The sequence below is a fragment of the Leptospira barantonii genome (genome assembly GCF_002811925.1).
In the GTDB taxonomy this organism is placed as follows: domain Bacteria; phylum Spirochaetota; class Leptospiria; order Leptospirales; family Leptospiraceae; genus Leptospira; species Leptospira barantonii.
The window spans coordinates 189366-203291 of record NZ_NPDS01000003.1 but is presented as its reverse complement, the minus strand read 5'-3'; the positions used below and the strand labels follow the sequence as shown (position 1 = coordinate 203291).

General features: G+C 44.3%; 15 protein-coding genes. 8 read left to right on the top strand and 7 right to left on the bottom strand.

The window, feature by feature from the left end; translation table 11 throughout:
- Nucleotides 1–213: 213 nt before the first annotated feature.
- Nucleotides 214–1437, top strand: a complete 1224-nt coding sequence (locus tag CH367_RS09525; RefSeq protein WP_100762259.1) for a hypothetical protein — start codon at nt 214–216, stop codon at nt 1435–1437.
- A 102-nt stretch (nt 1438–1539) separates the two neighbouring features.
- On the opposite strand, the gene CH367_RS09520 is transcribed toward CH367_RS09525, so the two are convergent.
- Together CH367_RS09520 and CH367_RS09515 are read right to left on the bottom strand one after the other, a co-directional pair.
- Nucleotides 1540–2364 carry a hypothetical protein gene (locus CH367_RS09520; RefSeq protein ID WP_100762258.1) on the bottom strand — a complete coding sequence of 275 codons (825 nt, stop codon included), beginning with the start codon at nt 2362–2364 and terminating at the stop codon, nt 1540–1542.
- 279 nt (nt 2365–2643) lie between these two features.
- The gene (locus tag CH367_RS09515; RefSeq protein WP_100762257.1) at nt 2644–3720 is read right to left on the bottom strand and encodes a PA0069 family radical SAM protein; all 1077 of its coding nucleotides are present in this window, start codon (nt 3718–3720) and stop codon (nt 2644–2646) included.
- Nucleotides 3721–3873: 153 nt separating this feature from the next.
- Here CH367_RS09515 and CH367_RS09510 point away from each other — a divergent pair, with 153 nt between their 5' ends.
- From CH367_RS09510 to CH367_RS09500, 3 genes are read left to right on the top strand one after another with little or no spacing between them, the layout of a single operon-like run.
- Nucleotides 3874–4161, top strand: coding sequence for a metal-sensitive transcriptional regulator (locus CH367_RS09510; protein WP_100762386.1), 288 nt, complete (start codon nt 3874–3876; stop codon nt 4159–4161).
- A 14-nt stretch (nt 4162–4175) separates the two neighbouring features.
- Entirely contained in the window at nt 4176–4385 is a 210-nt protein-coding gene (locus CH367_RS09505; RefSeq protein WP_010575996.1) for a heavy-metal-associated domain-containing protein, read from the top strand.
- Nucleotides 4382–6610, top strand: coding sequence for a heavy metal translocating P-type ATPase (locus CH367_RS09500; protein WP_100762256.1), 2229 nt, complete (start codon nt 4382–4384; stop codon nt 6608–6610). The genes CH367_RS09505 and CH367_RS09500 overlap by 4 nt, the downstream gene beginning before the upstream one ends.
- A gap of 58 nt (nt 6611–6668) precedes the next feature.
- Here the strand turns inward: CH367_RS09500 and CH367_RS09495 are convergent, their stop codons facing one another.
- Together CH367_RS09495 and CH367_RS09490 are read right to left on the bottom strand one after the other, a co-directional pair.
- Nucleotides 6669–7292 carry a glutathione S-transferase family protein gene (locus tag CH367_RS09495; protein WP_100762255.1) on the bottom strand — a complete coding sequence of 208 codons (624 nt, stop codon included), beginning with the start codon at nt 7290–7292 and terminating at the stop codon, nt 6669–6671.
- A gap of 110 nt (nt 7293–7402) precedes the next feature.
- Nucleotides 7403–7858: a GyrI-like domain-containing protein gene (locus CH367_RS09490; protein ID WP_100762254.1), complete on the bottom strand. Its 456-nt coding sequence runs from the start codon at nt 7856–7858 to the stop codon at nt 7403–7405.
- 214 nt (nt 7859–8072) lie between these two features.
- Here CH367_RS09490 and CH367_RS09485 point away from each other — a divergent pair, with 214 nt between their 5' ends.
- Nucleotides 8073–8783, top strand: a complete 711-nt coding sequence (locus CH367_RS09485; protein ID WP_100762253.1) for a PAS domain-containing protein — start codon at nt 8073–8075, stop codon at nt 8781–8783.
- Nucleotides 8784–8855: 72 nt separating this feature from the next.
- Here CH367_RS09485 and msrA read toward each other — a convergent pair whose 3' ends face one another.
- Nucleotides 8856–9452 (bottom strand): peptide-methionine (S)-S-oxide reductase MsrA, encoded by a 597-nt coding sequence (gene msrA, locus CH367_RS09480; RefSeq protein WP_100762252.1) that lies wholly within the window; start codon nt 9450–9452, stop codon nt 8856–8858.
- A 146-nt stretch (nt 9453–9598) separates the two neighbouring features.
- Here msrA and CH367_RS09475 point away from each other — a divergent pair, with 146 nt between their 5' ends.
- The gene (locus tag CH367_RS09475) at nt 9599–10855 is read left to right on the top strand and encodes an NAD(P)-binding protein (RefSeq protein ID WP_100762251.1); all 1257 of its coding nucleotides are present in this window, start codon (nt 9599–9601) and stop codon (nt 10853–10855) included.
- Nucleotides 10856–10859: 4 nt separating this feature from the next.
- Here CH367_RS09475 and CH367_RS09470 read toward each other — a convergent pair whose 3' ends face one another.
- Nucleotides 10860–11699 carry a class I SAM-dependent methyltransferase gene (locus tag CH367_RS09470; protein ID WP_100762250.1) on the bottom strand — a complete coding sequence of 280 codons (840 nt, stop codon included), beginning with the start codon at nt 11697–11699 and terminating at the stop codon, nt 10860–10862.
- A gap of 222 nt (nt 11700–11921) precedes the next feature.
- Between CH367_RS09470 and CH367_RS09465 the strand changes: the two genes are divergently transcribed.
- Nucleotides 11922–12497 carry a hypothetical protein gene (locus CH367_RS09465; RefSeq protein WP_100762249.1) on the top strand — a complete coding sequence of 192 codons (576 nt, stop codon included), beginning with the start codon at nt 11922–11924 and terminating at the stop codon, nt 12495–12497.
- A gap of 163 nt (nt 12498–12660) precedes the next feature.
- Nucleotides 12661–13191: an SET domain-containing protein gene (locus tag CH367_RS09460; protein WP_100762248.1), complete on the top strand. Its 531-nt coding sequence runs from the start codon at nt 12661–12663 to the stop codon at nt 13189–13191.
- A 21-nt stretch (nt 13192–13212) separates the two neighbouring features.
- Here the strand turns inward: CH367_RS09460 and CH367_RS09455 are convergent, their stop codons facing one another.
- On the bottom strand, nt 13213–13812 hold the full coding sequence (locus tag CH367_RS09455) for a DUF2179 domain-containing protein (RefSeq protein ID WP_100762247.1): 600 nt from the start codon (nt 13810–13812) through the stop codon (nt 13213–13215).
- Nucleotides 13813–13926: the final 114 nt, after the last annotated feature.

The following is a 13926-nucleotide window of genomic DNA, read 5'->3' as shown; positions in this document are numbered from 1 at the left end:
TCTAAAGATTTGACTCTTCTAATTTTAAGTCAAGTGCAAGTAGTGAATTTTATAAATAACGGACAAAATAAAATAATTTATTTAAAAAAACGCTAATTATAAATAAAGACAAATGTAGTTGCCCCTACTTAGGGAGAATTTACCCTGTTCTCCGAAAAATAAGAATCGAAATGCGTTAGTCGCTCTTTTCTGGGAGTTAAGGAAGAAGAATTCATGAAAACGGGAAATAAATATGTGATCTATGGGCTGATTGTGTCAGCGGTTTTAATTCTAACGGTGTTCGTTTTCTGGCCGGAAGAAAGAGGGGGATCTTGGTTCGAGTCCGACCTGGAAAAAAAAGAAAGAGCGGAAAGAATGGCGAAGAATTCTCCGCCGGGCGGTTCCGGCTCGGCTTTTGATTCCGGAGGTTCGGGGGGCACCTTACAAGACATAGACGACTCCGTCCCTATGGAAAGAATATTAGAAGATTATAAAGAATGGTCCCAGTATCCTCCGAACTCGAGACCTCTCACCAAATACAACGACGATTTGATCAAACCGTTCTATATACAGACTACCGCGATTCCGATGGCGGATTCCGTGGATTCGAAAGAAGCGAACGGTTATACCTGTCAGTTACAACCTATGACCTGGGCGGTGATCGGATCTCAGGACCAAATGCGCATAACGTTTGAATGCAGGGGACCCGAAGGAAAACGGATTCCCGTGGATATTAAAGGCGCGCGTATGTGGAGAGAATTCGACGGTGAAAAATTCGGAGCCTTAAGTCCGGATTACGGAGACAACGGCGTGAACGGGGACGATCTCGCAAAGGATTTGCTCTATACGTTCCAATGGAAGCCGACCGGGAAAGATTGGGGCGATATGATCTTAGAAGTGGAATTCCGTTACGCTCCCGGATTTAAGAAAACCGGAAAGTTAAACACGTCGTTCTTTTCTTCTCCCGGGAAACCGGCCGAACTGAGCGGGGCGTTTTCGGATACGACGAGCGACGGTTCTCTTGTGGTTCGAGTGGGTGTGAACGTTTATAAGGCAGGGAACTATCATCTCGAAGGAAATTTAAAACACGCGGAGACCGGGGAATATATCGCTTGGGGAACCTTCGATTCCAAACTGCCGTCCGGTTACGGAGAAGCGGAATTCTTATTTTACGGAAAGTTAATACGCGATTCCGGTTTGGACGGTCCTTACGTGCTGACGGATGTAAGAGGGCATAGGGTCAATCTTGCGATCGATCCGGAATGGTTCAGTCAAGGAGAAGCGGGTTTGAAAAAGATCCAAGCCGCTAAGACCGTTGAACCCGATCGAGAGTTGATTCTTCCTTATAAGGACTTTTTTAAAACGAAGTTATACGACGTGAAACAGTTCACTTCGAAACTCTGGGACAGCAACGAAAAACAGAGAAGGATCAAAGAATTGGAAAGTATGGAAAGATAAGAATATTCTAAAATTGGAATATTTAGTTTGACCGGATTTCGGTCGAAAGGCAATCCCGCTCGAAGGAGCGGGATTTTTTTTCTTAAAAACGAAATCGGAGGATTATCTCCAGCCCTCGTTTTTAAGTTCGCTGTGATTCAGATACAAACCGGAAGCTCCCACTGAAGGCGCTCTGGTATGTCCTTGAAACTGCGTGTAAGTCACGTTCGAGTTGAAAGGCCAAACTCCTTCGCTTTGAGTCAAAGAGGACTGGCACTGGCTGAGTCCGCCCGACTTGTTGTAAGCACAGGAAGAATGGAACGCAACCGCGTAATCGTCTTCACCCGGAAGGATCAAAGAAGCTCCCGCCATTCCCTTATAACCGGGAACTTGGTAGAAAGTAATTCCACCGGTGTTGTTGTGGTTGTAAGCTCCTCTTGCAGTAGAAACGATCAGAGACTTGTCCATCGCGTTTCCAGCAAATCCGAAAGTTGCGCCGTTCAGAGCGGAAGCGAGTTCCGATCCGCCGGAAGCCGCCGCTAAAGCGGTTACTTTCGTGATGTTATAACCTTTGCTCGAAGCGGTTGCTCCGAGGTTGGATAACCAATATTCGGTTACGTAACAACCAGCACTATGGCAAACGATTTTGCAGGAATTGGATCCCTTGCAATACGTGTTCATTACCGTAGTAAAGTTGGTCTGAGCACGAGCGGTTCCGTAAGTTCTTGGATCGGAGGTTCCGTCGTATCCGACAAATACCTTAGCTCCCGAAACGGAATTCACACTTGTTCCCCAGTAGTTGTTAACGTCGGTTGTTCCTGTGCCGTTGTGATTCTGATCGGACTTTCCGTGAACAAACACGGTGTAAGTCTGAGCAGAAAGCGATCCTGCCATAAATAGCAGGGCACATAAAATCAACCCTACGCTCTTCGTTCTTTTGTTTTTCATTCTCTTCACTATTCTCCTGATATATAAATTAGGAAGGAGTTCCGCAGCATTGTTCAAAACTTACGCGAGTTTAGTCAAGTCCAACTGGAATCTTTTTTAAATAACGGGTAGAATAAAAAATAACTTCATGTTTTTATGATTTTGTTGTTCAGACGAATCGAGTTTCTAAAAAACAATGTTAGTTATCTTTGTTTGTCTTAAAATTGTTAAGCGAAGTGGGCTGAGGCGTGTTGGGAACGAATTTTTTGACCGAGAATTAGAAAGAATTCTCTTTCTATGTCACTGTAATCCCGGAATGAACGATTCTCCTTTTGTTAAGCGAATTCGGTATAGATCAGGAATTCGGAAAATTTTTTTGTTAAGCGACATTCGATCCTCGAGTTCGAGGCGTTTTCGCGCGTTAAAAAATCTTTTCCAAAGCATTTCGGCGTAATTTCCGCTTCCGATCATCCGGGTTTTGTAATCGGAATCGTAGAGTTTTCCTCCCCGAGCTTGTCGTATTAAATTTTCGACCTTATCCTTTTTGAGGGGATAATTCTTCTCAAGCCAATCCATAAACAAGGGAGCGACCTCGTAGGGAAGTCTCAAAAAAACCATTCCCGCGCTTCTGGCTCCGGATGCTTTAGATTTTTCTAATATTCTTTCCAGTTCTATATCGTTCAGTCCGGGAATCATCGGAGCGGCCATCACTCCGGTCGGAACTCCGATTTCGGAAAGTTTTCGAATCGCTTCTAGTCTTCTTTCGGGGCTTGCGGTTCTCGGTTCCATTCTTTTCCATAACTCGGAATCCAGCGTTGTTACGCTGATGAAGGCCTTCACTAAATTCTCGGATGCGAGTTTTTCCAAAAGATCCAAATCGCGGGTGATTAAAAAGGATTTGGTGATCAACGCGACCGGTTGTTTGAATTCCAAGAATACTTTGAGAAGTTCTCTCGTGATTTCCAATTTTCTTTCCGCGGGTTGATAAATATCAGTAACACCCGCGAGTTGAATTGTATGGACTTCTCCTTTTTGTTTCGAAAGATATTTTCGTAGAAGTTCGGGAGCGTTTTTCTTCGCGAATATCTTGGTTTCGAAATCGATTCCGGGCGAAAGATCCACATACGCGTGATTCGGTCTTGCGTAACAGTAGATACAACCGTGTTCGCATCCTCGATACGGATTGATGGATTTCGTAAAAAACAGATCGGGAACGTCGTTTTCGGAAACGATCGTTTTGGCCTTTTCTTCGAGAAGAACGGTCTGAGGCGACATTCTATCATCTTCAAATTCGGGATCCGTTTCTCTGGTTCTGGATTCGAAACGTCCCGCGATTTTGGACTGAGTTCCCCGGTTGATTTTGGGTTTTTCGATCATATTCTTATCAAGGTAAGGGTATACTAATTATAAAAATAGTAAACAAAAAATAAGTATTTTGATGCGAAGTTGAAATATTTTTTCTTAAAAAAAGAATTTCTCGGAATCCGATTTCGTTTTAAAATGTCTATAGTATAGGGGGGTATGGTAGATATGAAACCGAAACACAAACTTCATTCGGATCCGAAGGTTAAGGAGAATCTGATTCTTCGTTTGAAAAAGATCGAAGGGCAGGTCCGAGGGATTCAAGGGATGATCGAAAGGGAAGAATACTGCGACGACGTTTTGAATCAGTTGTCTTCCACGAAGTCGGCCTTGGACGGAGTTTCGAAAACTCTTCTCAAAAGCCATATCCAAACCTGCGTTGTCGAAAGATTTCAGCAGAACGATTCCAAGATCCTGGACGAGTTTATGACGACCGTGGATCGCATTCTTAAATAAATCGGAGGAGAACTATGAAAGAAATTAAATTATCCGTGGAAGGTATGACTTGTGCGCACTGTTTGAAAACCGTCGAGTCCGCTCTTAAGGAAGTCGGATTAACGGGAAAGGCAAGTTTGGAAAACAAGGAAGTCGTTTATCAAGGCGAGGGAACTTCGGAGGAATTGTCCAAGGTTAAGGCGGCGATTCTCGAAGAAGGTTATACTCCGGGCGAAGTCAAATGAGTTCCGTGAAAGATTCTCCGTCCGAAGGTGTTACCCTCGATCTAATCGGGATGACCTGTGCGAACTGCGCGCTACGAATCGAAAAGGGTCTTAAAAAAATTCCAGGAGTTACGGACGCAAGGGTCAACTTCGCGATGGAGACCGCAAAGGTGGAGTTCGATTCTTCCGTAAACGAACGGATCCTTTTGGATAAGGTGGATTCCCTCGGTTATCGCGCTCTGGTTCACGAAGAGTTGGAACTTCACGGCGAAACTGAAAAGGCGCACGAAAAAGAATTCAAAAACTTGAAAGTTCGTCTCGCGGTTTCCGCCGTTCTGTCCCTTCCTCTTCTTTTGAGTATGATCGGACATTTCGGGAAAAATCAACTTTCCGAATATGTATCTTTTCTAATGAACCCTTGGCTTCAATTCGCGCTGGCGAGTCCGGTTCAATTTTGGATCGGCGCTTCCTTTTATAAGGGCGCGTTTCGAGCCTTAAAAAACGGAAGCGCGAACATGGACGTTCTCGTGGCATTGGGAACATCGGCGGCGTATTTTTACAGCGTTTATCAATCCATTCTCACGTTCGGCGCACATCATCACGGAGAAGTTTCTCTTTATTATGAAACTTCTTCCGTGCTGATTACGTTGATTCTTTTCGGAAAATTTTTGGAACATATCGCAAAGGGCAAATCATCGAAAGCGATTCAATCCTTGGTCGGTTTGCAACCGAAGAACGCGAACATCATACGAGACGGAGAAATTCAAGAGATTCCTTTGCTCGCCGTAAGACCGGGCGATCTTCTTTTGGTGAAGGCGGGTGAAACGGTTCCCGTGGATGGAATCGTGGAGGAAGGAAATTCTTCCGTCGACGAATCGATGTTAACCGGTGAAAGTATTCCCGTGGAAAAAACGATTTCGAGTTCTTTGTTCGGCGGTTCGCTGAATCAAAACGGAATTTTAAAACTCAGGGCTTCCAAAGTAGGAAAGGATACTTTACTTTCTGGGATCATTCGAGTGGTTCAAGAGGCGCAAGGTTCCCGAGCTCCGATTCAAAGGATCGCAGATCGAATTTCCGGGATCTTTGTTCCCGTTGTGATTTTGTTTTCGATCGTCACTTGGGTTCTTTGGTATGTTTGGTTCGATCCTTCTAACTTTGCGGGAGCTTTGGAGAAGGCGATCGCGGTTCTTGTGATCGCTTGTCCTTGTGCCTTGGGTTTGGCGACTCCGGTTTCCATTCTCGCCGGATCGGGTAAGGCGGCCACATTGGGCGTTTTGTTTAGAACCGCAGAAGCATTAGAAATTGCTCATAGAGTCCAGACGATCGTTTTCGATAAAACCGGAACCTTGACTTACGGCAAACCGGTTTTGAAAAGTTTGGAGAGTTTAAATTCGACGGAGGAGAATTCTTATCTGGCTCTGGCCGCGTCTGCGGAACAGAACTCGGAACATCCTCTTTCCAAGGCGATCGTTGAGTTCGCAAAGACGAAAGGAATTTCCCTTTCGATTCCGAAGAGCTTCGAGACGATTCCGGGCGGAGGAATCTCCGCGATCGTCGACGGAAAAAACATTTTGATCGGAACGGATCGTCTGTTTGGAGAAAGAGGAATCGAATTAAAACAGGAACTGCTAAATCTAAAACAAAAAAGAGAATCGGAAGGTTCCACCGTGGTTCATCTGAGTGTTAACGGAATTCATTCCGCGATTCTTACTTTGGCGGATACGATCAAGGATTCCACACCGATTGCGATCGAAAAATTAAAATCCCTCGGTATGGAAATCTATATGATCACCGGAGACAACCGAAGAACCGCAGATTCGGTCGCGAAGGCTTGTGGCATTGAACACGTGTTAGCCGAGGTTCTCCCCGAAGGAAAATCGAACGAGGTCAAAAATCTCATGAACTCGGGTAAGGTTGTCGCGATGGTAGGAGATGGAATCAACGACGCTCCCGCCTTGGCCGTCGCGGATCTTGGGATCTCGATGGGAACCGGAACCGACGTCGCTATGGAATCGTCGGATGTGGTCATCATGAACGGGGATTTGATTTCGATCGCGAACGCGTTTGCAATGAGTAGAAAGACCGTTTACAATATTCGTCAGAATTTGTTTTGGGCCTTGTTCTACAACGCACTCGGAATTCCGATCGCCGCCGCAGGTTTTTTGGCGCCTTGGATTGCGGGAGGTGCGATGGCGCTCAGTTCTGTTTCGGTCGTTTTAAACGCGCTCAGACTGCAAAGAAAATAAACGATACAAAATAAAAAAAGAAAAACGGAAAATTAGAAAATTCTAATCTTCCGTTTTGTTATTTTTTTAAGGCTCCGTCCACCCATTCTTTGTAAGAATAAAGATTGCTGATCTTGGAGATATAACCGGAAGCTTCGGGACCGAGTGAAATTCCGTATGTGAGAAATCTCCCCACAACGGGCGCGTAGAAAGCGTCCGCGATCGAAAATTCTTTCCCGAAAAGAAAAGGTCCTTTGTAAGCGGCCAGACATTCCTTCCAGATGGATTCAATTCTTCGAATGTCTTTCCAGGCTTCGTCCGGAAAAGTTTTGCCGTGGAGTTTTTCCACGATATTCATCGATAAATTCTTTCTTAGATCGGAAAAACCGGAATGCATTTCCGCGACGACGGAACGAGCGAAAGCCCTTGCGGCCTTGTCTTTCGGCCATAGATTTTTTTCGGGAAAGGTTTCCGCCAAATATTCAACGATGCTCAGAGTGTCCCAGATCTTGACGTCTCCGTCGATCAGAACCGGAACCTTACCCGCGTTCGAATAGTGTTTTATCTTTTCGTAAAACTCGGGAGTGTTCAACGTAAGGGAAATTTCGGTAAAAGGTATTTTATTTTCTTTGAGTAGAATCCAAGGTCGTAAGGACCAAGAGGAGAATTTTTTATCTCCGATTACCAGTTGAAAATCTGCCATAGAACCAATTTCGCTTAACGATTGGATCTTGAAAATTGAAATTCAAAATTCTTAAGCTCAAAAAACTCTTCAGGTTCGTTGATAAACCCGAAGAGTTCCGCCGATTGTATTTATCTTTTTTCGGAAAGATATAATTTAACCTGTGTTTCCGGAGTCGCCGTAAAATCCATCGGATAGATTTCGTAGTCCACCGCAAAGGCGCGTTTGCCTTTTACATCTTGGCTCGCCCATACTTCTTGCCAAAGTTGAATTACGATCTCCGGACTTTTTCCGGACGCGGTCGTGAGTTCCAAATAATTTCCTTCGGGTAATTGAAACGTTTCAAAGGAACCTTTTTCATCGGAAGGAATTCCGATAAAGTAAGAATATTCTCCGTTCTCGTCGCTTTCGTAATTCGAATAAACCGCGTAGATGGAATCTCCCGCGTTCTGAACCCTTGGCAATACTTCTTGAAAGAATTTTCCCCAGACTTCCGGGATTTTTCCGTTTGGTCCCATCTCGTCCGCGTTTTTAGTGCGGCTTCCGACTCCTATGAGATTCTTTTTCGGCATCGTACATTCTTTCATAATTTCCTCTCGATTTGGCCGAATATCGGCGGTCCTAGAAAATCGTCTATTACCTAACTAATTCGTTTTCCTGATTTTTATCAATCCCTCAAAGGACTTTTGAAAGCCGCTTAGGTTTGACGGATCGAAGACTTCGTATGAATACTTAGGTATGTTTATGGCGGTTCTTTACGAAGGAGAATCGTTTATCTCTTAAGGGATAGGGAGAATCTTTATGTGTGTTGAAAATCAAAACGGAGAAGGCGCGGGTGGAACGAATCTTTCCTCGATATTAACTTCTTACTTTTATCAATATCCACATGCGATGTTCATCACGGATCGGGAAGGTACGATCGAATATATCAATCCGGTTTTTGAGAATCTTTCCGGTTACAATCGAAACGAATTGATCGGTAAAAATCCGAAAGTTTTTCAATCGGGAACACACGGTTCCGAATTTTACGAAGAGTTCTGGAAAACCATTCTTTCCGGAAAGGAATACGAAGGAGATTTTTTAAACCGAAACGGTTCCGGTGAAACGATTTCTTGGAAGGAAAGAATCACTCCGCTTCGTGACGAGGCCGGGAATATTTCAAATTTCTTATGTAGAGTGGATCTGCCTTCGAACGGATCGGCGATGGCCGTTTCTTCCCAAGGAAGTTTCGTTTCCGCCGAGGCGGTTCAAAGCGGTAAAATTAGAGAATCCCTTTTTCCGAAACTGCAAAAGGAATACGGACTTACCTATCAAGAAGCCAAGATCTGCGAACTTCTTGTCGCCGGTCAAACGAGAGACAGTCTTGTCCGTCAGTTGGGCGTACATTCAGGAACTCTAAAGAACCATCTCAAGGCGATTTACAGAAAAACGATCGAAAAAGATTTGAAGGAGCCGGGTCAGGGCAGGGACAAACTGCAAAGACTCACTATGTTTTTGATTCGTCTTTGTTAAGCGACATTCTTAAATATTAGAATTTTATTAAGAACGGATCGGGTCCGAAAGGATTTCGATCCGTTTTCGTTTTTAGTGTTTGCCCCAGAGATTCTCCAGATACGCCTCTCTTCCTGAACCTTTGCGATACGCCTTATAATGATCGGGGTTCGTTTTGTAGTAGTTCTGATGATACCCTTCCGCGGGATAAAACGCCGTAAAAGGAATGATTTCCACCACGATCGGCGCGGAAAATTTTCCGGACTTTGCGATCTCTTGTTTGGATTCTTCGGCGGCTTTTTTCTGAGCTTCACCGTGATAAAAAATTCCGGTTCTGTATTGATTGCCTCGATCCGCGAATTGTCCGCCGTTGTCAGTCGGATTGATCTGTTTCCAAAAAACTTTTAAGAGATCCGCGTAACGGATCTTGGACGGATCGAATTCTATCTGAACGCTTTCTCTATGGCCCGTTCTTCCGTAACCCACGTCTTCGTAAGTAGGATTCACTTCCTTTCCGCCGGAATAACCGGAAGTTACGGAGATGACACCCGGAAGAGATTCGAAAGGACCTTCCATACACCAAAAACAACCTCCCGCGAACGTGGCCTTTTCCGTTTTAGGAGCCGCGAACAAAGAGGAAACAAAGAACAACGATGTAAAAAAGAAAATTAAAACTTTAGAGTGGAACATTCCGACCCTCCCGAATTGAAATTCGATCCCTTAACGGATCGGTTACACGAGGAATACGAAACAAACTCTTGTTTACATGTTTTTCATTTCGAAAGAAAAAAATTCCTATGTTTTCTTTCGGAGAATCTAATTCTAAGAAACGAAATATGAAAATCGCAATCTTAGGAAGTGGAATCGCGGGACTCAGCGCGTGTTGGTATCTGAGTAAAGAACACGAAGTCGTTTTGATCGAACGTCATTCTCTTCCGGGAATGGACGCGCACGGAACCGATGTCGCGTTAAAGGATAAGATCTTTCGATTCGACGTTCCTTTCCGAGCCTTCAAACAAAATTATTATCCCTGTCTGATCGAAATGTACAACGAAGCGGGAATCGAATTCAGACCCGTGGATTATTCCTTTTCGCTCAGCGAAAGGGACGGCTCGACTTATTTTCAATTCTCCACATTCGGACTCGGCGGAAATTTTTATCCGTTCGTTTCTCCGGTTTGTTTTCAAAGCGGAGAATCCAGAAAAATCTTTTCGGATTCGATTCGGTTTTACGGAGAATCCGCAAATCAATGGGAATCTCTCAAAGGTGAACAACTTACGATTTCCGCATTCCTACAAAGGTTCGGTTACTCGAAGGCATTCGAAGAAAAGTATCTGGTTCCTATGTTCGCTACGATCAACACATGCACTCTGAAAAGCGCTAAGAATTATCCGGCTGAAGCGGTGATCCGTTATCACGCAAAAGGTCTGAAGTTCCTTCGTTTTTTAACCGCAAGTCACGGAACGAGAGACATCACCGAAAGGCTTTCGGTGGGCGCGAAAGAGGTTCGATTGAAATCCAATCCCAGAAGAATCGAACTCAACGGTAAAAAAGTTTTTGTTTCTTTCGATCAGGGAAAGGAAGAATTCGATCGGGTCGTGGTCGCGACTCCGGCCAATCAGGCGATCGGACTTTTACCGGACGAGATGCAAAGGGAAAAAGAACTTCTTTCCTCGTTTCGTTACGAAGAATCCGAAATTCTGATGCACACGGATTCTTCCTTTATGCCCAACAAAAAAAGACATTGGGCTCCTCTTTGTTTTACACTTTCACCGGAAACCGATAAACCTTCGGCTACGATCCTTTTGAACAAGGTTCTTCCCGAAATCGGAAAGGCCGAAATCTTTCAGACATGGAATCCTTTGGAAGAACCGAAAGACGGAACCTTGATTTCCCGATCCAGATTTGAAAGACCGATCATCGATCTCAAAAATCAAAAGACCATCGACGAACTGAAGAGCCTTCAGGAACAACCGGGAAGAAAGGTTTGGTTCTGCGGATCGTATGCAAGATATGGAATTCCTCTTTTGGAAGCGGGTGTTTCCACGTCTTTGGACGTGACTCGTTGGGTCGAGAATTCGATGCAGTCTTAAAAATTTAAGCCGTCTTCGGTTTCACGGCCGCGTAAAGAACGAACTGAAAGTAGCGGCTCATCCGGGAGCCGCCGAGAAAATCCGCGAAGCTCGAATACTTACGCGCGATTCTTTTCGGTATCTTCGGGTCCGCTGTTTTGTGTTTCAGAAAGTTCGCAAACCCTTGGAACATATCCTTATCTAAAAAATCGAAACCGTCTACGGCAAAGCCCGAAGATTTTAAAATTTGAGAAAGAGAATCAGTTGTGACCCGATTTTTTTTCGGAATGGAACTTAACGCACAGATCCGATCCCGGAGCCATGAATCGAACATGCCGAGTTTGGAATTCTTCAAGATCAACTCTGCGGAGATCAAAGCCCCTCCGGGTTTGAGAATTCGAAAGGCTTGTTCGCAAAATTCCTTTCGATCCGTAAAGAAGACCGCGCTGTCCAGACAAAGGATTCGATCAAAGGACTGATGCGTAAATGAGACGATCGTATTTTCGATCGGAGCACAGATTAGTTTCGGGGAAGAATCCGCCCGCAAGTCTATCAGATTTTTTGCAAATTCCACTTGGACCGCGGACGAGTTGACTCCGGTAAGATCGGAGAAGTCGACGGAGAATTCTTCCTTCCAAACAAAGAATTGATCTCCGCAACCGAAGCCTAAGTCCAAAACCTTGAGTCCTTGTTCGAGTTCCGCCTTCTTACCGAGAAGAATCGCTAAGGTTTTACAAGCCTCCGGATAATCGGAAGTGTTCTTCCAGTAACCGAAGTTTGCCCAGGAGGAATTTTCCGGATTGAGATAAAGATGTGCGAGAGTATCGGGAGCCTCTTCTTGTTTTTTATTTTTGAAGAAGGACATTGCGAAAAATTCTCCCTTGAAAAGTATTCATATTCTTTATCCAATCGCCGATTCGAGACGTTTTAAGAAAATCGAGCCAATTTCCGAAAAGGATTTCGGTTTTAAAAATTAAGTTGTGGTTCCGATGTCGCATTAATAAATAGCTAAACATATATTAAGTTCTGTCGATAGGTATTTTAGGACCGTCTCGGGATTTAGAAAACGGAAAAATCGAAATCGATCATGTTGCTAATCACACTTTTAGATCCGACCCAAGCAAAGAGCAATTTGTTACTGCGTTGGAAAAAGAAACTCAATCGTAAGAAGGTCTATCCCGTTCTTATCTTTCCGGAAGCGTCGATCCATCTCGAAAGGCTTCACACTCTTGCAAAAATTTCTTCCAAACAGAAAATTTCAACCTCGAGTCCTGTTTTCTTTCATACGGACTCCGTTTTGAAGTCTGCGGACTTTCTTCTTTCGGATAGAATTCCGAAGGGCGAAAAAATTCTTCCGGTCTTTGTGGACTTCGGATCTTCTTCCAAGGACAAGAAGGGAAAAGGTTTCGAAGAACAAGTGGAACTTCTCACAGAAAAAATCGGCGATCGATTCTCGGCCTTGTGTTTTTTAGAGACCGGCAAAGCGCAGTCTAACCTCGAAAGATCCGGAAATCGGAACTGGCTCTTTCACAAGTCGTCCTTGGTCGTGGAGATCGGTGGAAACAACTTTAAGGTTTTAAGAAAGGACTTGCCTCAAGCGGAAGAAGGAGATTCTCCTTTGGAGACTTGGATTCCCGGAGGTCTGCTCGAAGATCGGTCTTAGGAAATTTATTTACATTTTCGGAATGGGATTTTTTTTTCAAGGACCGCAACCGGGGACTTGCATTAAATATTACTCGAATTCAGTATTTTAATTGAAGTTTTTTTTATACCATTCTTGATAGATAAAAATTTTGCCATTGGCGATAAACGCAGGGATCATCTGCATGATCGAGAAACGAATCAACAAATTCGGGGAGAACGGAACCTTCGCTACGAAGAAAATCCCCAAAGGAACCTTGCTGTTCAGCTACAGCGAGTGGATCGAGGACGAAGAATTTGGCTGGAAAGTTCTAACGGTCGACGAAGCCGAGTCGCTTCCCGATTCCGAAAAGGACATCTTCATGAAATACGGATACGACGTGGACTTCGGTTTAGTGACCGGGCCTACCAGCGATCAGTACGTAATCAACCATTCCAACTTCATGAATCACTCCTGTGATCCGAATATGTGGTACGATCAGGACGACAACATCGTTGCAAAGCGTGAAATCCGCGAGGGAGAGGAACTTACCATCGACTACGCGAATTTTATCGTGAACTTCGATCAAACCTTCGAGTGCGGTTGCGGGTCTGCAAGTTGCAGAAAATTCATCCGAAAAGACGATTGGAAACTTCTGATCAACGAGTATCAGATGAACTTTCCGAAATTCATCCAAAAAGAAATCAAAAAACTCTACGTCAAAATTCCAGTATAGAACCGACTTTAAACGAAAATCCTACTTCCTAACCTTTAGAATTCTTTCCAGGATTCCTCTTCGGAGAAGTCCTGGGGAATCTTCGGACACAGCCGAACTGGTGCTTCGGGCGTTTTCGATCGAATAGAAAACGTCCGGTTCCACGTTCTTGACGATCTTCATCGCCTGAATGATCTTCTTTCTTCTTAAAACCGTAAAAACGATCTTCACGGGACCGCGACTTCCATGTCCGTCCATCGTCGTAACGCGATAACCCGCATCGGAAAGTTGGTTCGCAATCTCTTGTCCGTTTTGAGGGGAGATAATTCTCAAAAGAGAATAACCGATCGCCAACTTTTCTTCGAGGATCATTCCGATAAAAGTTCCGGTCGCGAATCCACCGGCGTATGCGAGATAACAAAATACGTTGTTTAGATTTTTGATGACCTGAGTGATTACGATCACCCAAAGAAGAACCTCTAAAAATCCGAGCGACGCCGCGATCGCTTTCTTTTCCCGAGTAAGAAGAATGACTCGGATCGTTCCGATCGATACGTCGGTCACTCTCGAAAGAAAAATAAAACAAGGAAGAAGAACGTAATCGAAGATAGGATTTCCGGGAGAAGGGAAGCTCAGTTCCATACAAGACAAGGATTATCGAAAGAATCAAACTCGTCGAGGAGAATTGATCCGTAAAATCGCCCTAACCCGGGCTTATGATAAACCACTTATAAACGGATTAAAAAACGGGAATAG